The organism is Psychrobacter immobilis, assembly GCF_904846175.1.
Classification (GTDB): Bacteria; Pseudomonadota; Gammaproteobacteria; order Pseudomonadales; family Moraxellaceae; genus Psychrobacter; species Psychrobacter immobilis_E.
Genome location: NZ_CAJGZM010000001.1, coordinates 433,027 through 454,548, shown reverse-complemented (window position 1 = coordinate 454,548; position 21,522 = coordinate 433,027). Strand labels below are relative to the sequence as shown.

Genomic DNA, 21,522 nt, shown 5'->3' with positions numbered 1-21,522 from the left:
ACCTAGATATTTCTTAAAAAGAACCAAACATCGTGCCTAAAATAATAACAGCGACCACAGCGATGAGTGGAATGATTATTGTGACCATGGCGACGTTTAGATACGACTGCTTATGGGTCAAACCACAAATCGCCAGTAAGGTAATGACCGCACCACTGTGTGGCAAGGTATCCAAACCACCTGCTGCCATCACGGCAACACGGTGCATCAGTTCTGGATCAATACCAGCGGCGACGGCCATTCTTAAATAGTCTTCACCCAACGTCGATAGCGCAATACTCAAACCACCAGACGATGAGCCAGTGATACCCGCCAGCGTGGTCATCGCGACGGCTTCTGAGATGAGGGGGTTGCCTGGTGTTAGGTTTAAGATACTGTCACGAATGATAAGAAAGCCTGCTAGCGAGGCAATAACCGCCCCATAACCAACTTCTGATGCGGTATTGAAAATCGGTAACATCGAATCATAAGTGCCACGGTTAATGGTTTTTTGTAGATTTTTCCAATGACCAATACGCAGTACAATGAGCACGGTACAAGCAACGACCAATGAGATGATAATTGACCATAGACCAAGTGAGCCTGCGATATTTAAGTCAGGAAATTGAGTTTGTAAGCCACTAAAATCGAGCGAGGGGAAAATCGCATAAGTTAATAAAGCGTTTAGGGCGATGACCAATACCAGAGGAATCATAGCCACGGTAAATGACGTGTGATGCGTACTCAGTGTCTCAGATTCTTTCTTAACGGCACCAACGCCCCCTAAATCTTCTTCGTCATGCTGACCATAGCCTTCTCCTGCTGCATTGGCTTTTCTAGCCCGTGACTGCAACCATAACCAGCCACAGATAAACATGATCGTACCACCGATAACACCTAAAATAGGCGCCGCAAACACATTGGTATTATAGTAGGGAATCGGAATGGCATTCTGAATGGCTGGCGTGCCTGGTAACGCTGTCATGGTAAAGGTGAATGAACCTAACGCAATCGCTGCTGGAATCAAGCGCTTAGGAATATCCGCGGCTTTAAACAAATCTTTGGCAATTGGATAAATAGCAAATGCCACGACAAATAACGAAACGCCACCATAAGTTAAGATGGCACAAACCAAGATAACCGCTAAAACGGCTTTACTGGCACCGAGCTTTTCGACCACGGTATTGGCAATCGCTGTCGCTGCGCCAGAGTCAGCCATCAAACGCCCAAATAGCGCACCCAATAAGAAAATAGGGAAGAACTTCAGTAAGAATCCGCTTAGCGCCCCCATAAATACATCGGTGTAGGCGGGAATACTACTTAAAAAATCACCTGAAAGTAATACGGCTAATATCGCCATAATCGGTGCTAAAATCAGCACCGAATAGCCGCGATAAGCAAAAAACATCAATAGTAATAAAGTGATGACAATAGCAAATGTGCTCATCATGATCGCCCTCCTTGGCAAAGTTCAAGCCCCGAGTATGCAGGGCATATTGACATGGGTCAATAAAATTAATCAAAATATAGGATGGATGATATTTTATTAAACATAAATCTAGACTGATGCCGTAGCGATTTAGTATGTACTGAGATACTGCGCTGGCCGGTAAGTTCTTACGGTTATTCTCTTCTCGCTACCAGAATAATATGTTAAGTTAGTATAAGCGCTATACCTAATATATCGATAGAAATTGTATTATTATAATTTCAATTGATGATGGATATTAATAACAAAAACTAGACGTGCAAGGAGATAAGCATGAGTCGCTCAAAAGTATATAGCAGTGCCGAAGAGGCGTTAAAAGGTATCGTTAGTGATGGACAAACACTCGCTATCGGCGGTTTTGGTCTGTGCGGTATCCCTGAAGCGCTCATCGAAGCGTTACGTGATAGTGGGGTTAAGGATTTGACTTGCATCAGTAACAACGCAGGCGTTGATGAGTTTGGTTTAGGTCTGCTATTACAGACCCGCCAAATTAAAAAAATGATCTCATCGTATGTCGGTGAAAACAAAGAGTTTGAACGTCAATATTTAGCAGGTGAGTTAGAAGTTGAGCTGACGCCGCAAGGAACATTGGCAGAAAAGCTACGATCAGGTGGCGCAGGTATTCCAGCGTTTTATACGGCGACGGGCGTCGGCACGCAAGTGGCTGAGGGTAAAGAGACGCGTGATTTTGATGGACGCACCTATGTACTTGAGCACTCATTACGTGCTGATGTGGCATTAATCAAAGCGCAAAAAGCAGATAAAGCGGGTAACTTAATATTTAATAAGACTGCGCGTAACTTCAACCCAGATTGCGCCATGGCAGGCAAGATTACCATTGTCGAAGTTGAAGAAATCGTAGAAACTGGCACCTTCGATCCGGATGAAGTGCATCTGCCGGGTATCTTTGTGCAGCGTATCGTCTTAAACAGCAATCCTGAAAAGCGTATTGAGAAGACGACCACTAAAGCCGTTGAAGGTGCTTAGATAAAGAGTTTATCAACATAATTATTAAATACTTAGAGCAATGATAATAAAGTATTTTAAAAATAAAATATCGTAACAATAAGGAAATCACCATGGCATGGACAAGAGAACAGATGGCACAGCGTGCCGCACAAGAGCTACAAGACGGTTATTATGTCAACCTAGGTATTGGTCTACCAACCCTAGTCGCCAACTATATTCCTGAAGATGTGGATGTTTGGTTGCAATCAGAAAATGGTTTATTAGGTATTGGCGAGTTTCCAACCGCAGATAATGTCGACGCTGATTTGATTAATGCTGGCAAGCAAACCGTAACCGCAGAGCCGGGCGCCAGTTACTTTAGTAGCTCAGAGTCATTTGCGATGATTCGTGGCGGTCATGTCAATCTTGCAATACTAGGTGCGATGGAAGTGTCAGAAAAAGGAGATTTGGCAAACTGGATGATTCCCAAAAAAATGGTTAAAGGCATGGGCGGCGCGATGGACTTGGTTGCAGGCGTGCAACGGGTGATTGTGCTCATGGAACAAGTTAATAAACATGGCGAGCCAAAAATCCTTGCCAACTGCGAGCTGCCATTAACGGGTAAAGGGGTGGTTGATCGTATTATCACCGAACTTGCCGTATTAGATGTCACAGACAATGGATTGAAACTGGTTGAGCTGGCAGATGGCGTTAGCTTTGATGAGCTACAAGAAAAAACGCCAGTAAGCATTGCTCAGTAAACCTGTTTAATAAATACGCATATTTGAGACAGGCATCCAAAAAAACCTATTTATAATGGACTATAAAATATGGCAACCACATTACAACAAGATTTGACCGGCAAGGTGGCGTTAGTCACTGGCGCTGCCAGTGGCATTGGACGTGACATCGCTGAGACTTATGCCAAGGCAGGCGCTGCAGTTGGTATTGCTGATGTTAATCTTGCAGCCGCACAGCAAACGGTGGCTGCTATCGAAGCCGCTGGCGGCCGCGCACTTGCAATTGCCATGGATGTGACTTCAGAGGATGCCGTAAACGATGGCGTGCAGCAGTTAGTGGATACCTTTGGCGGTATAGATATTCTTGTCTCCAATGCCGGTATTCAAATCATTGACCCGATTCATAAGATGGCATTTGATGACTGGAAGAAAATGCTCGCTATCCATTTAGATGGGGCATTTTTGACCACCAGAGCTGCTGTACAACATATGTATAAAGGCGATAAAGGCGGTACCGTCATCTATATGGGCTCAGTACATTCGCATGAAGCGTCATTATTTAAAGCGCCTTATGTGACCGCCAAACACGGACTACTTGGACTGTGCCGTGTGCTGGCAAAAGAAGGGGCTGAGCATAATGTACGCGCGCATGTGATTTGCCCAGGGTTTGTGAAAACCCCGTTGGTCGAAAAACAAATCCCGCAACAAGCAGTTGAAAAAGGCATCAGTGAAGAATCGGTAGTGAATGACATCATGTTGGTCAATACCGTTGACAAAGAATTTACGACCGTTGATGATATTGCCCAATTGGCATTATTCTTAGCAGCTTTCCCAAGTAATGTATTCACCGGTCAATCTATCGTTGCCAGTCATGGTTGGTTTATGAATTAACTGGTCTGCTGGTTGTTTGATTGGTTTAAGAATCATTAGCTTGCTAATAAAAGACCAATCCATTAGGATTTGATTCTATGTTAACTTGAGCCAATTATATTGGCTCTTTTTTATGAGCGCCTGTTGCATAATGTTGCGCTGCACGGAGTAAAAATAATGAATAATGAAGACTTAGCGTTGACCTTTGCTGCAAAATTAAGCCGTGCTATCGAGCAGCAGCAGTTTGAGCAAGCGATTGATGAGGTGAAAGCGCTACGACCTATTGATGTTGCTGATGTGCTGGCGATGATTGAATCCAAACTTGCTTGGCAGCTACTAGAGCATCTGCCCAATCGCTCGACGATATTTGCCTATTTAGACGCGGATATCCAGGTTGCACTCGCTTACGTATTTCCACGAGCTGTTTTAGCGAAGATAGTCGGGGAGATGCCGTCTGATGAGCGTACCGACTTATATAAGCGCCTGAATCAGGAACAGCGAGATGCATTGCTGCCAGCACTTGCACAGGCAAAACGTGAAGATATTCGCCGTTTATCCGCTTATGAAGAAGGCACTGCTGGCGCGTTGATGACGTCTGATTATGCGACATTAGCTGCCGAGATGACTGTTGCTGAAGCCCTAGACGCTCTTAGACTAGAAGCACCCGATGCCGAGACTATTTACCATGCTTATGTCATCGATGATGTCCGTAAGCTGTTAGGTGTCGTGTCATTAAGAGTACTTATTTTAGCATCGCCAGAGCAGCTGATTAATGACATTATGGTGCGCTCGGTCATATCTTGTGATGTAAACGATGATCAAGAAGATGTCGCCAAAACCGTTGCTCGCTATGACTTAATTGCCTTGCCGATTACTGATGCCAGTGGTGCTTTAGTCGGTATCGTCACCCATGATGATGCCATGGATGTCGCCAGTGATGAAGCCACCGACGATTTTCATAAGTCGGGCGGTGTCTCGACCATGGTAGGTAAGTTAAAAGACGTCAGCATTCGCATGTTATACCGTAAGCGGGTATTTTGGTTGGTATTTTTAGTATTTGGAAATTTACTCTCAGGGCTTAGTATCTCAAATTTTGAAGATGTCATTGCGGCCAATCTGGTATTGGTGTTTTTCTTACCTTTGCTGGTTGATAGTGGTGGTAACGCCGGCTCTCAGTCTGCAACCTTGATGGTGAGGGCGCTAGCGACAGGCGATGTGGTCATGCGCGACTGGTTTTCACTGCTCGGTCGCGAAGCTTTAGTTGCGCTTATGCTTGGTGCTACGATGGCCGTTGCTATCGCGCTTATCGGCTATGTGCGCGGTGATGCGGTTGTATCACTAGTGTTGGCCCTGAGTATGATGTCGGTGGTCATGATTGGTTGTGTGATTGGCATGAGTTTGCCCTTTGTGCTCAATAAACTAGGTTTTGACCCTGCCACGGCTAGTGCACCCTTGATTACCTCGGTATGTGATGCGGCAGGCGTACTGATTTATTTATTCATTGCCTCACGATTCTTAGCCATTTAATAAGGTGAATATAAAGACAGCACTTATTAACACCAATCATTGGAAATAATAGGCGGTAGGATAGATGAGTGGTACAACGCTTCATCCTATTGGCGTTGTGGTTTTTTTATACTTGCAATTGAGCTACACTGTCACGATAAAAGGTTTTGTTAAAGAGCTCGTGGCCAATGTGATTTAGCCTATTTGCAACAGTATGAACTGAGTTTTTTACCATGCCCACCCACTTGTATAGGCAGTAACGGTAGCTATGTTTAACTTTATGAAGAAAAATAAACCGACCATAAAAACTGAAACCCCGCAGCAGCAGGCAGAACGCGATAGTGCCGTGGATAAGGTGCTGCTCGGCTATGAAGTAGGCACGATTAGCATTGCCACCATGGTAACGGGGCTTGAGCGCAACGGTGAAGAGCTTACTTTAGACTTGCGCTTGCCACAAGACAGTAACCCTGAAACCATCCAACAAGAGCTTGGACAATTGCTGCATCCGCATGGTATTAAAACCATTCATATGAATGTCCGTTTACCGGCACCAGCCAAAGGCGCAGGATCAACCTTACCGAAGCAAATGCCAAAAACCACAGATGCCATGGCAAGTCAATCCAAGTCTAGCGACCACGCAAATACCAACAGCGAACCACCGATTACCAAGGCAGCTCCTACCCAAGCGTCACTTGCAGCGCATCCACGTATTCGTCATATTATCGTGGTAGCGTCAGGCAAGGGCGGTGTGGGTAAATCAACGACGACAGTCAATATAGCCTTGGCATTACAGAAGTTAGGCAATCGTGTTGGCGTGCTAGACGCTGATATATATGGCCCGAGTATGCCGACGATGCTGGGCATGGATAAGGTAAAACCTGAGCTGGAAAATGAGCAGTTTGTTCCTATCGATGCACATGGTCTGGCAATGCTATCGATAGGTAGCTTGCTCGATGGCGATAATACGCCTGTGGCGTGGCGCGGACCAAAAGCCACTGGTGCCTTGATGCAGCTTTATAACCAGACCAATTGGCCGCAGCTAGATTATTTAGTCATTGATATGCCGCCTGGTACTGGCGATATCCAGCTGACCTTAGCGCAGCGCATTCCGGTGACAGGCGCGGTGATTGTGACGACGCCGCAGCATATTGCCTTACTTGATGCACAAAAAGGCATCGAGATGTTTAATAAAACCAATATTCCGGTACTTGGTGTGGTTGAAAACATGGCATTGCATACGTGTAGCAACTGTCATCATACCGAGGCTATCTTTGGTACGGGCGGCGGTGAAAAAATCGCCGAGCAATACCATGTGCCACTATTAGGGCAGTTGCCGCTTGCTAGCGGTATTCGCGCCCAAGTAGATAAAGGTGAGCCGAGCGTGTTGGTGGATGATGAATTTGCGCCGTATTATTTAAGCATTGCTAAAAATATCGAAGCCAATATCAATAAGTTTGCCAAACCTGTTGATGATAAGCGTATTTTTTAGTGGCTAAGCTTTACTGCTAAGATACTAGGAGCCGCAGCGTTTTAATGTTTAGTGAGCTATTGTTTGCTATTATAAGAAAGTAGTAGCAAACGATAGCCATTACATAATAAACACCTTAACTCTTGGTATAAACTTGGCTAGGATGCCGCAAAGATGAATAGATATGACAGCGAACAAAATGAACAATACCCATCTAACCTCTTAAAACCAGTTGACCTTGACCAGCTTATTCAAAATGGTCAGCCTAATTTTGGCGTATTTGCTCATGTAAAGAGCATCAACTATCTTGACTATCATAGTCATCTTATATCGCAAAAAGCGCTGCCAAATTGGCGTAAAGAGTTAAAAGCCAACCAATTCTGTTTTATCCAAATTATCCAGCCGCCGTATCGAGTTTGCCTAGCACTGGCGACGATTAAACTTGCGACCAGTGCCTTCGTTTATCTTTATAATGATGAAACTAATGAGCTAGAGGTTTGCGAAGCCTTGCAGCCTTTCACTCGGCAGACGCTATTAGAAGGCGATTGCTACCAAGGTCAAATGGCATTTACTCATTCCAAACTAACCGTTAATTTAGACTTTACGCCTTCGCAGATTAACGTTGTGCTAGATAGTCAAAACCTTGCGCTTAATGCAACCTTAGCAAGGCAGTCACAGCCATTAGCTATCTGTACACCAACGGGCAGACGAGGCTGGACGTTCACTCAAAAAGAGCCATTAACCGCTGTATCTGGGCATTTACATATTAAAAATAATTCAAGATTTAACGCTGATGCTACTCATATTCCTAATTCTCCCGATGCTAAAGCTAAGCAAATAGACTTTACTGACACCACTATTGCCAATCTAGATTGGACGCTCGGCTACATGCGCCGAGAGACCAACTGGTTTTGGACGTGTATCAACAGCTATTTACCCGATGGGCGTCATTTTACATTGAACTTATCAATGGGTGTCAATGAAACCGGAGCCAGTGAAAATGCGTGCTGGCTTGATGGTCAGATAGTGTATTTGCCGCCTGTGATGTTTATACGTCAAGATTTGGATGCAGCCGCGCAGAAGACTTGGCGTATTTATCATCAAAATCTAGGTTGGAGCAAGGTTGATATTGATTTAACCTTTACGCCTATCACTGTCTATAAAAAGACTGACAACTTCGGCGTGCTTGCCAGTATCTTTGAGCAATGGCTTGGTTTTTATAGTGGTGAGATACGGCTAGGAGATGAAGTGATTAAGCTTGATAAGGTAATGGGCTTAGCAGAAGATCATTTTGCTAAATGGTAGTGTAGGGAGCGTAGCTAATTAATGAGAACAAAAAATCAGCAAGACGTTTAACTGACGCTTAACCCTTAATAGTATGCTTTATTTTAAAGTCGCCACTGCTCTATAAATTCAGCCGCCAATTCCGTATAATCGTCGCTATCAAAATACCATTCATATTATAAGTTTTATTATATATCTGCTAAGGAATAACAATGTCTATCAAATCTGACCGCTGGATTCGTAAAATGGCCGAAGAACACGGCATGATTGAGCCGTTTGAAGCGGGTCAAGTACGTTTTAATGATGCAGGTGAGCGTTTGGTTAGCTATGGTACGTCAAGCTATGGTTATGATGTACGCTGCGCCCCTGAGTTTAAAGTCTTTACTAATGTCCATTCAGTGATTGTAGATCCTAAAAACTTTGATGAAAAAAGCTTTATTGATGTTATCGGTGACGAATGCATCATTCCGCCAAACTCGTTTGCATTGGCGCGTACGATGGAGTATTTCCGCATTCCACGTGATGTATTGACGATTTGCTTAGGTAAATCAACCTACGCGCGCTGCGGTATCATCGTCAACGTCACGCCACTTGAGCCTGAGTGGGAAGGGCATGTGACGTTAGAGTTTAGTAATACCACCAATTTACCAGCGCGTATTTATGCAGGCGAAGGCGTCGCACAAATGCTGTTTTTCCAAAGTGATGCTGATGATGTCTGCGAGACTAGTTACAAAGATCGCGGTGGTAAATACCAAGGCCAACGCGGTGTGACGCTACCAAGAACATAATGGTCAAGAACTTAAGCGCGAAGAACTTAATAGTTTAAACGCAGAGCCTTGTAGACCAAAAACGAGAAAGCTGGACGTATTGAATACGACCAGCTTTTTTTGTTTGTACTATTCTTAATACTAATCTTATTTTAAGACTTTTAAACCAGCTTTATTGTCGCGCTTAGGCTTAGGAACTACAATGTTTGTTTTAGAGCTGCTACTCGCAACGGCATCATCTTCAGGTTCATAGTCATCATATTCATTAGGATCAAAAAACATACCTTGTGAATTTTCTTTGGCATAGATGCCCATTACCGCCGTCAATGGTACCCAAATCTCTTGGGAGACGCCACCAAAGCGCGCACTAAAATGAATATAATCATTTTCCATACTCATATTACCGGTTGCACGGCTAGCGATATTGAGCACAATACGCCCATCCTGTACATGTTCCCTTGGAATTTGTACATTGTCAGCAGTCGCATCGACCATCAGGTAAGGGGTCAGTGCATTATCTTCTATCCATTGATATAGCGCGCGCACCATATAAGGACGGGTTGGGGTAATAGAGGTGGTTTCTTCGCTCATTGTTGGTTTCCTATACTCATGATATTAAATAATGATTAAAAAATTTTAGCGACAAAGGGGGATTTATAGAATAATTGCTCACATTTTAGCATTCTTCTATTTTAAGGTAGCAGTAGACGGTTGTCTCATTAACGCACACTTTTTTGAAAGCTATCACGCTCAAAGATACGTTTTTGATAGTCAAATAGGGGCCTGCTAATAGCACGCGGTAGCTCAATACCCATTTCTTCCAAACGCCATAGCAGAGGCGCTAACAGCACATCACACCAACCAAACTCATCTGCCATAAAATAAGGCTTATGCGCAAACAGTGGTGATATAGTAATTAGTGAATCGCTCAGCTGTTTTTTTGCCATAGCAGCTTGGGCTTTATTAAAACTGTCTGGATGCATCAATAGACGCTTACCGAGTACCAGCCAATCGCGCTGGATACGCCAGGCCAACTGGCGAAACTGTGCACGCTCTTGCGGCGTGTCGGGTAAGAGCTTATTGGCATGATAACGTTCTTCAAGATATTCAAAGATAACGTTAATCTCATACAACGCAATTTCACGCTGCTGTAAAACAGGTAGAGTATGATAAGGATTAAGCTCTGTTAAATCTTCGGGACGTTCAGAATGCAAACATGACAAGTAATAAGCCAGTTTTTTTTCTTCAAGCAATAGGCGCACCACATGACTGTCGTAGCCATCATCAGCGTATAAAATCAGCTGACTACTTGGAATGTCATTCGCATCAATCATGAAAGCCTAATGTATTAGTAAAGCCTGTTATCGTAAACAATGTCGCTCCGTTTATCAAGGCAGCGTACGTAAACATTGCACGTAGGGCGACCACTTAACAGTTAATTTGCCGCTTGATAATCTTTTCAAACATAAAAAAGCACTACCGAAGTAGTGCTTTTTTTAGATAAAATCTTGGCTTTTATTGCTTAATTATTTTACGTCTTTCCAGAATTCTTTATTTAATAAATAAACTGGAATTAGTAGTACTAATAAGAATAAAATCACAAAGAAACCAATCACTTTACGGTCATGACGAACAGGCTCAGCCATCCACGCCATAAAGTTAACCAAGTCACCAACCTCAGATTCAAACTCTTCTTCACTCAAGGTTTCTTGCATATTATGCAAGACGTGAGGCATAGCAGCGTTTGCAAGCACTAAGTTATTAGCACCCCAAGGACGACTTGGATCTTCATAGAAAGACAATAAGTAAGTATATACCCAGTCATCACCGCGCAGACGGGTCTCAAGAGACAGGTCTGGAGGTGCCGCGCCAAACCATGACGCTTGTACTTCAGGGTCAATCTCAGCATTGATGTGCTCACCGATTTGATCCGTAGTCACCATCAAATACTTCTCGACCAACTCAGGTGGTATCTCTAAATCTTTAGCAATGCGCGAGTGACGAACGTACTGGGCAGAATGACAACCAGCACAGTAGTTCATAAAGATTTTCGCACCATTTTGTAGCGAACCCTTATTGGTAAAATCAATAGGAGCTGTACTACAAGCTAAGTGTTCAACCACACCATCTGCATTGGTAAAAGTACCACATCCACCACCTGCTGCGCTTGTTGTGCCAGCAGTCAAGGTCAATGCCGCGCCTAAGCCTAGACCAGCTAGGGATTTAATTAGCGTGTTCATTAGTGACCTCCGGTAACGCGTTCTGGTGGCTGTTTACACTTCTCAATAGCAGTGTAGAACGGCATCAATAAGAAAAATAAGAAATACAATACAGTGAATATACGCGCCATAATGGTTGCTGTTGGTGAGGCCGGTGTCGCACCCAAATAACCCAAGACCACAAAGCTAATCGCAAACACAGTCAATGCAATTTTCGACAAAATACCTTTATAACGTATAGAACGTACAGGTGATCTGTCTAGCCATGGAATTAAGAACAAGAATGCAATCGCACCGCCCATTGCAATAACACCACCAAGCTTATTAGGAACGGCTCGTAAAATGGCGTAGAAAGGCGTGTAGTACCATACTGGCGCAATATGTGCAGGTGTTTTTAGTGAGTTCGCTGTCTCAAAGTTTGGTGGCTCAAGGAAGAAACCGCCGCCTTCTGGGAAGAAGAATACCACTGCAAAGAACAAGATAAAGAAGACCACAATACCAACCATATCATGCACAGTGTAGTACGGATGGAATTCGATACCATCTAATGGCACACCATTTTTATCTTTTAGCTTCTTAATATCAATACCATCAGGGTTGTTTGAACCAACATGATGCAGTGCGACTAGATGCATAAAGACTAAGCCCACAAGTACCAGTGGAATAGCGACGACATGCAAAGCAAAGAAGCGGTTTAGCGTGATACCTGAGATAATATAATCACCACGTACCCATTCAGCAAGACCATCGCCAATCACAGGTAGAGCAGCAGGTAGGTTTAAGATAACCTGTGCACCCCAGAATGACATGTTGCCCCAAGGAAGTAGGTAACCGAAGAAACCTTCTGCCATCAATGCTAGGTAAATACCCATACCGATGAGCCAAATAAGCTCACGTGGTTTTTGGTATGAACCGTATAGCAAGGCGCGGAACATATGCAAATATACGACGACGAAGAACGCAGACGCCCCAGTCGAGTGCATATAACGGATGAGCCAGCCACCTTTGACATCACGCATGATATATTCAACAGACGCAAATGCCCCTTCGGCACTTGGGTTGTACATCATCGTTAGCCAAATACCAGTCACTAACTGGTTGACCAATACCACCATTGATAACACACCAAAGAAGTACCAAAAGTTAAAGTTCTTTGGTGCATAGTACTTTGACATGTGATATTCATAGGTTTCGGTCGCAGGAAAGCGCGCGTCCACCCAATGCATTAATTTTTTACCCATGCTCATATTAAGCCTCCCCAATCGTCAAGATGGTACCATCCATGTTGTAATCTGGGATGGGTAAGTTAAGCGGCGCAGGGACACCACTATAAACACGACCTGATAAGTCGTATTTAGAGCCATGACAGGGGCAGAAAAATCCACCATACCAATCATTACCACCTAAGTCAGCAGCGCCAACATCAGGACGATAGTTTGGTGCACAGCCTAAATGCGTACAAACGCCTTCTACGACCAGTATTTCTGGTGAGATAGAACGCTCAGGATTTTTACAGTATTCAGGTTGCAAAGATGCATCAGAATCGGGGTCAGACAATAACGACTTTACAGAATCAAGTGTGGTGAGCATCTCTTCAGTGCGCTTAACCACAAAGATAGGTTTGCCGCGATATTTAACGACAATCATTTGTCCTGCTTCGATAGAACCAATATCTTGGGTCACCGCCGCACCAGCAGCTTCAGCTTTAGCACTTGGGGTCCAAGAGCGGACAAAAGGTGTTGCCACAGCAGCTACCCCAGCTGCACCAATTACGGCAGTCGAGGCAATCAGAACTCTACGACGTTGTACATTAACGCCTTCGGCATGGCTCATTAATACTTCCTCCAGGTGAATGAAATGGGATTATCCCACACTGGGTTTGTGGCTTAGAAAAATTACAATTATCAAGCCACGTTAGCTGTGCCTAATTTTACTAATTGTTGCTATTCTAAGCTATTTTGGTCATAAAATAAATTATTGTGTTAAAAATAAAGCAACCTTGATAGGGCACAACAGATGGTTAAACAAGATAAAAGGTATAAAAAACCTTAATTATCAATGTTTAACATAGGTCTTTGTACTAGCAAGGCTGTTATAAATGATGACCTTATAATTAATAAGGGTATTCAGCAATAGGGAATGATACTTGAAATCAAGACAATGTTCACTAACTTTCAGCACATCACACCCTTGTAAATAAGCATAAGCTATTTATTACCACTCTAACGGTAGCGATTTCTATATACGCTAGAGTAGAGAAGTAATAAATAATCCTATGTTTCATACCAGCTTTTAAATACTACCTACTAACTCTCAAGGGTATGCCAGCGCTCAAGCTTAGTCATCATCTCATCTTCGATGACCAATAAACGCTCACTGGCAGCGGTAGCGGCGTCAATATCTTTTGTAAACCACGAACCGTCAGCCAGCTTCTCTTGTAGTTGCGTTTGCTCAGCTTCTAACGCGGCGATTTCTTTTGGTAAATTATCAAGTTCGCGCTGGTCGTTAAAGTTGAGCTTTTTAGCGGCATTATTAGGTTTTACAGCTGTCGCTGACTTATTAGTAGATTTGCTATTAGCCGTATTATTACTAGAAGTTTTAGCTGCTTTCGAAGCTTCTTCACGAGTTTTTTGTACCAAATACTCTTGATAGCCACCGACATACTCACTGACGGTTCCTTTGCCATCTTCATCCGTATCAAACACCCAAGTAGAGGTGACGACGTTATCCATAAATGAGCGGTCATGGCTAATGAGTAAAATCGTACCGCCAAAGCTTGCGACCGATTCTTCTAATAGCTCAAGGGTTGCCATATCCAAGTCGTTGGTTGGCTCATCGAGTACGAGAATGTTGGCAGGTTTTAATAGCTGCTTAGCAAGAAGTACACGATTACGTTCACCACCTGATAACGCTTTAACAGGCGTACGGGCACGTTCTGGCGCAAATAAGAAATCTTGCAGATAGCTCATAATGTGCGTTTTACGGCCACCGACTTCAACGAAGTCTGAACCTTCTGAGACGTTATGCGCCACACTGGCTTCAAGATCTAACTGATCACGCAGCTGATCAAAAAATGCGATTTTTAAGTTAGTACCAAGCTCAACACTACCAGTTTTGATCACATCATCGTCAGACATATCGAGTAGGGCTTTAATAAGCGTGGTTTTACCCGCGCCATTCGGACCAACGATACCGATTTTATCACCACGCATGATAGTGGTGCTAAAGTTATCGACCAATACATGGTCATCATACTGTAGATGTAGATTTTTAACTTTACAGACCAGCTTGCCGCTTTTCTCGCCTTGACCCATGGTAATGTTGACATTACCCACTTGTTCACGGCGCTCACCACGTTCTTCACGTAAGGCTTTTAAGTCACGGACACGACCTTCGTTACGGGTACGGCGTGCTTTAATACCTTGACGAATCCACACTTCTTCTTGCGCCAGTTTTTTATCAAAGTTAGCATTGTTCTTTTCTTCAGCTAACAGTTGTAGCTCTTTTAACTCTTGATAGCGTGCATAGCCACCTTCACCTTGAGTGACGTCATAGCTAGTTAATTGACCACGATCAAGCTCAATGATGCGAGTGGATAGTTTATTAACGAATGCTCTATCATGGGTGACGAATAACAAGGTTAATCCTTGCCAATCGAGTAAGAAACGCTCAAGCCATTCAATACTATCAACGTCTAAATGGTTGGTTGGCTCATCTAGGAGTAGGACATCAGGTTTAGTCACTAAAGAGCGCGCTAATAAAACACGGCGCTTACGACCACCAGAGAGTGAAGACAAATCATCTTCTGGATCTAGTCCCATAGTAGTAATTAGGCGCGTCGCTTCGCGCTCTAAATCCCAACCATGTACTGCATCAATATCATGCTGCAAGTCCGCCATACGCTCACAGGCATCCATATCGCCATTGGCACACAAATCAGTTTGGGCATTATAGTTGATCAGTAGCTCGGCAGTGCGTTTGCTACCGCCCATAACGATGTCCAAGATACGACCGCTGGTCTCGGGCACATCCTGCTCAAGCATCGCGACGCGTACACTGTTATTAATAATAACTTCGCCGCTATCAGGCAATAATGTGCCATTAATCAGTTTAAATAAAGTAGATTTGCCTTCGCCATTACGGCCAATTAAACACACGCGCTCACCTGCATCGATAGCAAAATCAATACCATCAAGGACAGGAGCGACGCCAAAGGCTAAGTGAATATCTTTTAAATGTATCAATGCCATAGAATATCTTAAGCTTATATAATAGTGAGGTAGGGGTTGTTGCAAAATTCCCAGCAGTATAACATGCTGCCACCTAACTGTAGTATGCGTAAATGCCTTTATAAACACTATTTTATAAAGTCTACTTTAAATGGTTGTGTCTGATATTTGATAAAGACCATAACTATATTATCTAATATTGAGAAAAATATGAATGAACCAAATTCGATAGAAAAAAACGCCTCTAATCGTCAAGCTGAGCTGTCAGATAATCAAGCAGATTTACAGGCACAGGTCATTGAATTACAGATGAACCTCTCTCACCTTGAAGTTACGGTAGAGCGGCTTGATGAGGTTATTACGCGCCAAGACAAAGATATCCAGACCCTGCAGCGTCAAGTGCAGTTTATCTATAAGCAAGTTCAAAGCCAAGATACGGAGGGCGGTGTGGCGCCGTTTGATGTTATGGCAGATAGACCGCCACATTATTAAGTACTAGAGTACTCGGGATCAAGCGAGAAATAATAACTACTATTTATTATAGATTTATATGCACATTTTTGTATAAATATACTGTCTGATGACTATTCAGTCATATTAGAGAAATAATGTGTTTTCAGGTTGTCTTAATGTAAAAAAAACATTAGTATCCTTCACCTTAGATACTGTCTACCTAACAAAGTTCGGTGTAGCGGTAAAACAATGTGGATGTTTGGAGATACACAATGGGCGCAAATTTCAATCTAAAGACTCTTACGGTAGCTTTGGCTGCTCTTTCTGTAGCTAGTATCGCTAGTGCCGCAGGTCTTGATCGTTCAGGTCAAGATATCACGGCATTTTTGCAAGATGGCACCTATGCCGAAACTGTTTATACTTATCTAGACGCTGATGTCAGTGGTTATGATAACGCTTATGTTGGTAGTGATAAAAACGCTTATCAGCAAGGCAATAAAATTGATGATATCGCGGAGTCTTATGACTTCTTCCGTTATGGTGTAAAAGCCGATATCAACGATACTTTCAGCGTTGGTGTTTTATATGATGAGCCTTTTGGTGCTGCTGCTGACTATAGTGGTGACAATAATTTTGTTGCTCAAGGTGATCGCAATGCTACTATCAATGCTGTATCAGGTGGAAAAATTAAGGATTTTGCATCAACGGCTAAAACAGTCGGTGAAATTAAGTATAAAATTGAAAATAAAATTGAATTAACGCCTACAGAGCAAGCACAGTATAAAGCATTGGCGCCAGCTGTGGCTGCTGCACAAGCAGAATTTAATAGCAAAGGCGAAGGAACCAACGTTGAAGTTCGTACTGAAAATATCACTGCAATTCTTGGTATGAAGTTTGGCGAAAATAAAAATTTCCAAGTTTATGGCGGTCCGGTTGCTCAACAAGTACAAGCAGACGTAAAACTGCGTGGGCTTGCATATAGCGCTGCGACTGGCTATACCGCTCATATTAGCTCAGATCAGGATTATGGCTGGCTAGCAGGTGTATCTTATAGTAAGCCAGAAATTGCCCTACAGGCTGCCCTGACGTATCGCTCAGAAATTGATCATACTCTACCAATATTTGAAAGCTATCCTGCAGCCAGTATTGAAAAAGCTGGTGAGATAGATATCACTACTCCAAAATCTGTAAACTTTGATTTTCAAACAGGAATTAATCCAACGACTTTAGCGACAGCAAAAGTACGCTGGGTACCATGGAGCGACTTTGCAATCGTACCCCCTGTTTATACAGAAGTGAGTAAAGTGCAGTATCCTGAAGGTTTAGCTTTAGTCAGTTATGATGAGGACCAATGGTTAGTAGAATTAGGCTTAGCCAAACGTTTAACACCCGCGTTGGCAGTGACAGGTACTGTTGGTTGGGATAGTGGTGCTGGCAATCCAGTCACGTCACTAGGACCTATCGAAGGTTACTACAGCGCTGGTCTGGGTGCAAAATATAACTTCACTGAAAACTGGGCTATTTCTGCTGGTGGTAAATACCTATGGTTCGGCGATGCTAAAGGTCAAATTCCAACTAAAGCCGTCGTTAGTAACTTTGAAGACAATGATGGTTTCGCGCTTGGTGTGAAGCTGTCTTACCAAGCTAAGTAAACTGGAAATTGCTAATATTTATATAAATTATATTTTAAACATAAAAAAACGACCTTAAATGGGTCGTTTTTTTATGTTTAAAATAAAGAGAGTGTAATAATAAATACCTTTTAACTGAAAAATGAAAATCTTTAATTTCCGATTTAAGTTTGCCAGTGATATCGATTATAAATTAATGATTGTATATTAAGTAAACTATTGTTTGTAAAAGAGATTTAACGTTTTGTACTGCTCAGTCATCAACAAGAAATAAAGCGTTTTAATTGTTGTTTTAGTGTCAAAAAGTCATTACTATTCATTTCAGGACATCGTTTACATAATCTTATATTTCGCGTAACAATGCTAAATATCAATTATTACAACGATTAAACAACGAGGATGTTTGGAGATATACAATGCGCGCTACTTTTCATTTAAAAACTCTTGCCGTAGCGATAGCTACTCTTTCTGTCGCCAGCATGACCAATGCGGCAGGTCTCGATCGTTCAGGTCAGGATGTCACAGCATTCTTACAAGATGGCACTTATGCCGAAGCTGTCTATACCTATATCGATGCTGATGTTAGTGGTTATGATAATCAACGCGTTGCCACTGATGACGCCGGTTATGTTCAAGGTAAGAGTACGGGTGATGTTGCTGAGTCTTACGACTTTTTCCGTTATGGTGTAAAAACCGATATCAATGATACCTTTAGTGTTGGTATTTTATACGATGAACCTTTTGGCGCAGCAGCGGCTTATAATGGCGATAGCAATTTTGTCGGTGCGCCAACGGCTGCGATTGATGGATTGATTGCCTCACAATTAGCTGGAAAGTTACCGGGAGTCACTACCGCTCAAGGTTTAGATACCTATGTTAAAGGTGCTCAACAACAGCTCGCAGCTGGTAGAGAACAAGTTAGACAGGCTGAAGCAGCCATTGCAGCAAATCCCGCACTTGAAGCTACTTTACGCCCACAGATTGTAGGCGGGAAAGCACAAATCGCAGCTGGGGAAGCACAATTGGCTCCACTACAAGGGCTGAATGGCTATGCAGCTAGTCAACTTGCTAATACTGAAGGTACTAAAGTTGAGGTTCGCTCTGAGAATATCACTGCCATAATGGGTATGAAGCTTGGTGCAAATAAAAACTTCCAAATTTACGGTGGTCCAGTCGCTCAGCGCGTTCAGGCTGATGTAAAGCTACGTGGTAGTGCATACGGACCTGCTACAGGCTACACTTCCCATATTAGCCCAGACCAAGATTACGGCTGGCTAGCGGGTGTGGCATATAGCAAACCTGAAATCGCTTTAAAAGCAGCTTTGACGTATCGCTCAGAGATTGACCATAGCATGGACATCACTGAAACATATCCATTAGCAGGTCTTTTAGCGGGTAATCCAGCGGCAGCTACCCAAACCAATAATATGGAAATCACCACGCCAAAATCAGTAAACTTTGATTTTCAAACGGGTATTAATCCTACGACATTAGCCACGGCAAAAGTACGCTGGGTACCTTGGGGTGATTTTTCTATCGTACCGCCATTATATAATGCCGTTAGTAAAAATAACCCTGCATACGGTCCAGATGGCTTAGCTTTAGTAGAATATAGTGATGATCAATGGCAGGTAGAGCTTGGTCTGGCTAAACGTATCATGCCTGCTTTGGCGCTAAGTGGTACGGTTGGTTGGGATAGTGGTTCAGGCGATCCAACGACATCATTAGGTCCGATTGATGGATACTATAGTGTTGGTTTGGGCGCTAAGTATAATGTCACCCCTGAGTGGGCTGTATCAGCCGGTGGTAAATACTTATGGTTCGGTGATGCTAAAGGTCAATTACCAACACAACAAATTGTTGGTGATTTCCAAGACAATGATGGATATATTGTTGGTGTGAAGTTGTCTTATCAAGGTAAATAACTATACTCTCTATCAATAACTGAGAGGATTAATGTTCGTAAAAGCAAAGCAGCCATATAGGCTGCTTTGCTTTTTTTTAGAACTTTATATTGAGTATTAGGTGTAAAGAACTATTAAAATCTATAACTACAACGCATAAATTTCTAATAATAATGTAATAATTACATAGCTTTAAGCATCGTCAATGGCTTTGTATTTTTTAGTGGATACACTATAAAATTAAATCTATTCGTTTAAATTTAAAAAAGAGAGTTGCTATAAGACTCAACTTTAATTATGATACTTAAATCGGTTACGTTATCTTACATAGCTGTAATGTCTGATAGCTAGAAAAAGTAATATCGAGTAATCGTTTGTTACTTCTAAAAAATTAGTTCAAAGTCGTTTGGCAAAGGATTGCACCGCATCAGCTTCGATTACTTATATAGATTGCCTAAGTAATTGAGCTATTTGCCAGTTATTTTATTCATGGAGGATGTTAAGTGTCTCAAAAATTCCCTATCTCTAAGCTTGCTTTAGCTTTATTTGCCTTATCTGCTGCCTCGCTTACGCAAGCGGCTGGTCTTGATCGTTCGGGTCAAGATATCAAAGGTTTCTTTAATCCTGGTACTTATGCAGAAGTTGATTTTGCTTATATCGATACCGATGTGTCTGCTCATGATAATGCGGGTGCTATCGTCACTCCAACTGGAGAGATTCGTAATGGTATTACTTCCACGGAAGCAGCATACGAAAAAGGCGTATCAACCGGAAACGCTACTCCAGATTCCTATAGCTTTATGCGTTACGGTGTCAAAACTGATATCAACGACAATATCAGTATTGGTGTATTTTACGATGAACCATTTGGTGCAGAAGTAGAGTACTCAGGTGATAGTACGTTCGTATCTAAAGCAGGAAAACAGACAATCGCTGATTCGTCTACTGGTACTTCTGTTCCAAATGAACTGATTAACTCCTCAGTTTTAGATCCTGATTATAATAAAAACACCAATGTAAGCGTTCATACAGAAACTTGGACCGGTTTATTGGGCTTTAAGTCTAATGGCTTCCAAGTATATGGTGGCCCCGTTATGCAAAAAGCTAAAGCGGATGTGCATCTGCGCGGTCAAGCATATGGTCCTCTGACAGGATATGATGCGAATGTCAATGCAGATACGGACTATGGTTGGGTAGCAGGTCTTGCTTATAGTAAACCTGAAATAGCGTTAAAAGCAGCCTTAACTTATCGCTCTGAGATTGAGCATAAAGCTGATATAGCAGAAAGAGTACCTTTATTAGGTTCACCTCTAAAAGGTGTCGCATTAGGTAAGCTTGGAATTGATCCAAACTCTGAGCTTGGTAAGTCTATTGGTCAATATGCAACGACTGAGGCTAGTGTTACTACGCCTGAATCAGTGAACCTAAATATTGAAACTGGTCTTAGCGCAAAGTATCAGTTATTAGGTACCTTAGATGTACGCTGGGTACCTTGGAGTGATTTTAGTATTGTACCGCCTCTTTATAACGCTTACTCTAAAGCTGCAGCGCCAGAAGGGCTTCCATTATTATCTTACGAAAAAGACCAATGGAAAGTTGATGTTGGTTTAGCCAAACGTTTTAATGAAAAGCTGGCTGGCTCAGTCGTTGTTGGTTATGATTCTGGTGCGGGCGACCCTGTGAGCTCACTGGGTACTATTGAAGGTTTTTATAGTATTGGTGGCGGTGTCAAATATAACGTAACACCTGAATGGGCAGTATCGGTTGGTGGCAAATATCTTAAATTTGGTGACGCTACAGGACAATTACCTAATGGTAGTATCGTTAGTAAAGCTGAAGACAATGACGGTTACATCGCTGGTGTAAAGCTTTCATATCAGAGTCAATAACTTATTCTAATAAATATCATATTGGATAGAATTAAAAAGCTTATCTAATAAACGGGATAAGCTTTTTAAAAGTTGAAATTTAAAAGTTAAAATTAATTTTCTACTATGTTGCAAAGAAATATCATTTAAATATTCATGGAGGAATA

Annotated in this window: 18 protein-coding genes; 11 read left to right on the top strand and 7 right to left on the bottom strand. The window is 42.6% G+C overall.

The annotated features are described in order from the left end of the window. Positions 1 to 13 precede the first annotated feature (13 nt). Entirely contained in the window at positions 14 to 1,429 is a 1,416-nt protein-coding gene (locus JMW39_RS01850; protein WP_201543249.1) for a GntP family permease, read from the bottom strand. Positions 1,430 to 1,741: 312 nt separating this feature from the next. Here JMW39_RS01850 and JMW39_RS01845 point away from each other — a divergent pair, with 312 nt between their 5' ends. The 7 genes from JMW39_RS01845 to dcd all read left to right on the top strand — a co-directional run bounded on the left by JMW39_RS01845 (position 1,742) and on the right by dcd (position 9,072). After that, positions 1,742 to 2,455: a CoA transferase subunit A gene (locus tag JMW39_RS01845; protein WP_149489806.1), complete on the top strand. Its 714-nt coding sequence runs from the start codon at positions 1,742 to 1,744 to the stop codon at positions 2,453 to 2,455. Between the two features lie 92 nt (positions 2,456 to 2,547). Next, the gene (locus tag JMW39_RS01840; protein ID WP_201543247.1) at positions 2,548 to 3,177 is read left to right on the top strand and encodes a CoA transferase subunit B; all 630 of its coding nucleotides are present in this window, start codon (positions 2,548 to 2,550) and stop codon (positions 3,175 to 3,177) included. Between the two features lie 69 nt (positions 3,178 to 3,246). Next, positions 3,247 to 4,047, top strand: a complete 801-nt coding sequence (locus JMW39_RS01835) for a 3-hydroxybutyrate dehydrogenase (RefSeq protein ID WP_201543245.1) — start codon at positions 3,247 to 3,249, stop codon at positions 4,045 to 4,047. A 156-nt stretch (positions 4,048 to 4,203) separates the two neighbouring features. Further along, entirely contained in the window at positions 4,204 to 5,553 is a 1,350-nt protein-coding gene (gene mgtE / locus JMW39_RS01830) for a magnesium transporter (protein ID WP_201543243.1), read from the top strand. Positions 5,554 to 5,800: 247 nt separating this feature from the next. After that, a complete protein-coding gene (apbC, locus tag JMW39_RS01825) occupies positions 5,801 to 7,021 on the top strand; it encodes an iron-sulfur cluster carrier protein ApbC (RefSeq protein ID WP_201543241.1) in 1,221 nt (406 codons plus the stop codon). 153 nt (positions 7,022 to 7,174) lie between these two features. Then, positions 7,175 to 8,305, top strand: coding sequence for a DUF2804 domain-containing protein (locus JMW39_RS01820; RefSeq protein WP_201543239.1), 1,131 nt, complete (start codon positions 7,175 to 7,177; stop codon positions 8,303 to 8,305). Between the two features lie 191 nt (positions 8,306 to 8,496). Beyond that, on the top strand, positions 8,497 to 9,072 hold the full coding sequence (gene dcd / locus JMW39_RS01815) for a dCTP deaminase (RefSeq protein WP_011513914.1): 576 nt from the start codon (positions 8,497 to 8,499) through the stop codon (positions 9,070 to 9,072). A 126-nt stretch (positions 9,073 to 9,198) separates the two neighbouring features. Here the strand turns inward: dcd and JMW39_RS01810 are convergent, their stop codons facing one another. The 6 genes from JMW39_RS01810 to JMW39_RS01785 form a co-directional block, all read right to left on the bottom strand. Then, entirely contained in the window at positions 9,199 to 9,642 is a 444-nt protein-coding gene (locus tag JMW39_RS01810) for a ClpXP protease specificity-enhancing factor (RefSeq protein WP_201543237.1), read from the bottom strand. A gap of 128 nt (positions 9,643 to 9,770) precedes the next feature. Next, on the bottom strand, positions 9,771 to 10,385 hold the full coding sequence (locus JMW39_RS01805; RefSeq protein ID WP_201543235.1) for a glutathione S-transferase N-terminal domain-containing protein: 615 nt from the start codon (positions 10,383 to 10,385) through the stop codon (positions 9,771 to 9,773). Positions 10,386 to 10,577: 192 nt separating this feature from the next. Continuing rightward, a complete protein-coding gene (locus tag JMW39_RS01800) occupies positions 10,578 to 11,291 on the bottom strand; it encodes a cytochrome c1 (protein ID WP_201543233.1) in 714 nt (237 codons plus the stop codon). Beyond that, positions 11,291 to 12,511 (bottom strand): cytochrome b, encoded by a 1,221-nt coding sequence (locus JMW39_RS01795; RefSeq protein ID WP_413786212.1) that lies wholly within the window; start codon positions 12,509 to 12,511, stop codon positions 11,291 to 11,293. Before JMW39_RS01795 ends, JMW39_RS01800 begins: the two co-directional genes overlap by 1 nt. Before the next feature lie 7 nt (positions 12,512 to 12,518). Continuing rightward, positions 12,519 to 13,103 carry a ubiquinol-cytochrome c reductase iron-sulfur subunit gene (petA, locus tag JMW39_RS01790; RefSeq protein WP_201543231.1) on the bottom strand — a complete coding sequence of 195 codons (585 nt, stop codon included), beginning with the start codon at positions 13,101 to 13,103 and terminating at the stop codon, positions 12,519 to 12,521. 473 nt (positions 13,104 to 13,576) lie between these two features. Next, positions 13,577 to 15,520, bottom strand: coding sequence for an ATP-binding cassette domain-containing protein (locus JMW39_RS01785; RefSeq protein ID WP_201543229.1), 1,944 nt, complete (start codon positions 15,518 to 15,520; stop codon positions 13,577 to 13,579). Positions 15,521 to 15,709: 189 nt separating this feature from the next. On the opposite strand from JMW39_RS01785, the gene JMW39_RS01780 reads away from it, so the two are divergent. The 4 genes from JMW39_RS01780 to JMW39_RS01765 all read left to right on the top strand — a co-directional run bounded on the left by JMW39_RS01780 (position 15,710) and on the right by JMW39_RS01765 (position 21,376). Further along, positions 15,710 to 15,991 carry a SlyX family protein gene (locus JMW39_RS01780; protein ID WP_201543221.1) on the top strand — a complete coding sequence of 94 codons (282 nt, stop codon included), beginning with the start codon at positions 15,710 to 15,712 and terminating at the stop codon, positions 15,989 to 15,991. A gap of 233 nt (positions 15,992 to 16,224) precedes the next feature. Continuing rightward, entirely contained in the window at positions 16,225 to 17,604 is a 1,380-nt protein-coding gene (locus JMW39_RS01775) for an outer membrane protein transport protein (RefSeq protein ID WP_201543219.1), read from the top strand. A 395-nt stretch (positions 17,605 to 17,999) separates the two neighbouring features. Beyond that, on the top strand, positions 18,000 to 19,508 hold the full coding sequence (locus tag JMW39_RS01770) for an outer membrane protein transport protein (RefSeq protein ID WP_201543217.1): 1,509 nt from the start codon (positions 18,000 to 18,002) through the stop codon (positions 19,506 to 19,508). Positions 19,509 to 19,990: 482 nt separating this feature from the next. Continuing rightward, a complete protein-coding gene (locus JMW39_RS01765) occupies positions 19,991 to 21,376 on the top strand; it encodes a hypothetical protein (RefSeq protein WP_201543215.1) in 1,386 nt (461 codons plus the stop codon). Positions 21,377 to 21,522: the final 146 nt, after the last annotated feature.

Coding starts and splice junctions, on each gene's coding strand:
- JMW39_RS01850 (WP_201543249.1), bottom strand. CDS start 1,429: ATGATGAGCACATTTGCTATTGTCATCACTTTATTACTATTGATGTTT.
- JMW39_RS01845 (WP_149489806.1), top strand. CDS start 1,742: ATGAGTCGCTCAAAAGTATATAGCAGTGCCGAAGAGGCGTTAAAAGGT.
- JMW39_RS01840 (WP_201543247.1), top strand. CDS start 2,548: ATGGCATGGACAAGAGAACAGATGGCACAGCGTGCCGCACAAGAGCTA.
- JMW39_RS01835 (WP_201543245.1), top strand. CDS start 3,247: ATGGCAACCACATTACAACAAGATTTGACCGGCAAGGTGGCGTTAGTC.
- mgtE (WP_201543243.1), top strand. CDS start 4,204: ATGAATAATGAAGACTTAGCGTTGACCTTTGCTGCAAAATTAAGCCGT.
- apbC (WP_201543241.1), top strand. CDS start 5,801: ATGTTTAACTTTATGAAGAAAAATAAACCGACCATAAAAACTGAAACC.
- JMW39_RS01820 (WP_201543239.1), top strand. CDS start 7,175: ATGAATAGATATGACAGCGAACAAAATGAACAATACCCATCTAACCTC.
- dcd (WP_011513914.1), top strand. CDS start 8,497: ATGTCTATCAAATCTGACCGCTGGATTCGTAAAATGGCCGAAGAACAC.
- JMW39_RS01810 (WP_201543237.1), bottom strand. CDS start 9,642: ATGAGCGAAGAAACCACCTCTATTACCCCAACCCGTCCTTATATGGTG.
- JMW39_RS01805 (WP_201543235.1), bottom strand. CDS start 10,385: ATGATTGATGCGAATGACATTCCAAGTAGTCAGCTGATTTTATACGCT.
- JMW39_RS01800 (WP_201543233.1), bottom strand. CDS start 11,291: ATGAACACGCTAATTAAATCCCTAGCTGGTCTAGGCTTAGGCGCGGCA.
- JMW39_RS01795 (WP_413786212.1), bottom strand. CDS start 12,511: ATGGGTAAAAAATTAATGCATTGGGTGGACGCGCGCTTTCCTGCGACC.
- petA (WP_201543231.1), bottom strand. CDS start 13,103: ATGAGCCATGCCGAAGGCGTTAATGTACAACGTCGTAGAGTTCTGATT.
- JMW39_RS01785 (WP_201543229.1), bottom strand. CDS start 15,520: ATGGCATTGATACATTTAAAAGATATTCACTTAGCCTTTGGCGTCGCT.
- JMW39_RS01780 (WP_201543221.1), top strand. CDS start 15,710: ATGAATGAACCAAATTCGATAGAAAAAAACGCCTCTAATCGTCAAGCT.
- JMW39_RS01775 (WP_201543219.1), top strand. CDS start 16,225: ATGGGCGCAAATTTCAATCTAAAGACTCTTACGGTAGCTTTGGCTGCT.
- JMW39_RS01770 (WP_201543217.1), top strand. CDS start 18,000: ATGCGCGCTACTTTTCATTTAAAAACTCTTGCCGTAGCGATAGCTACT.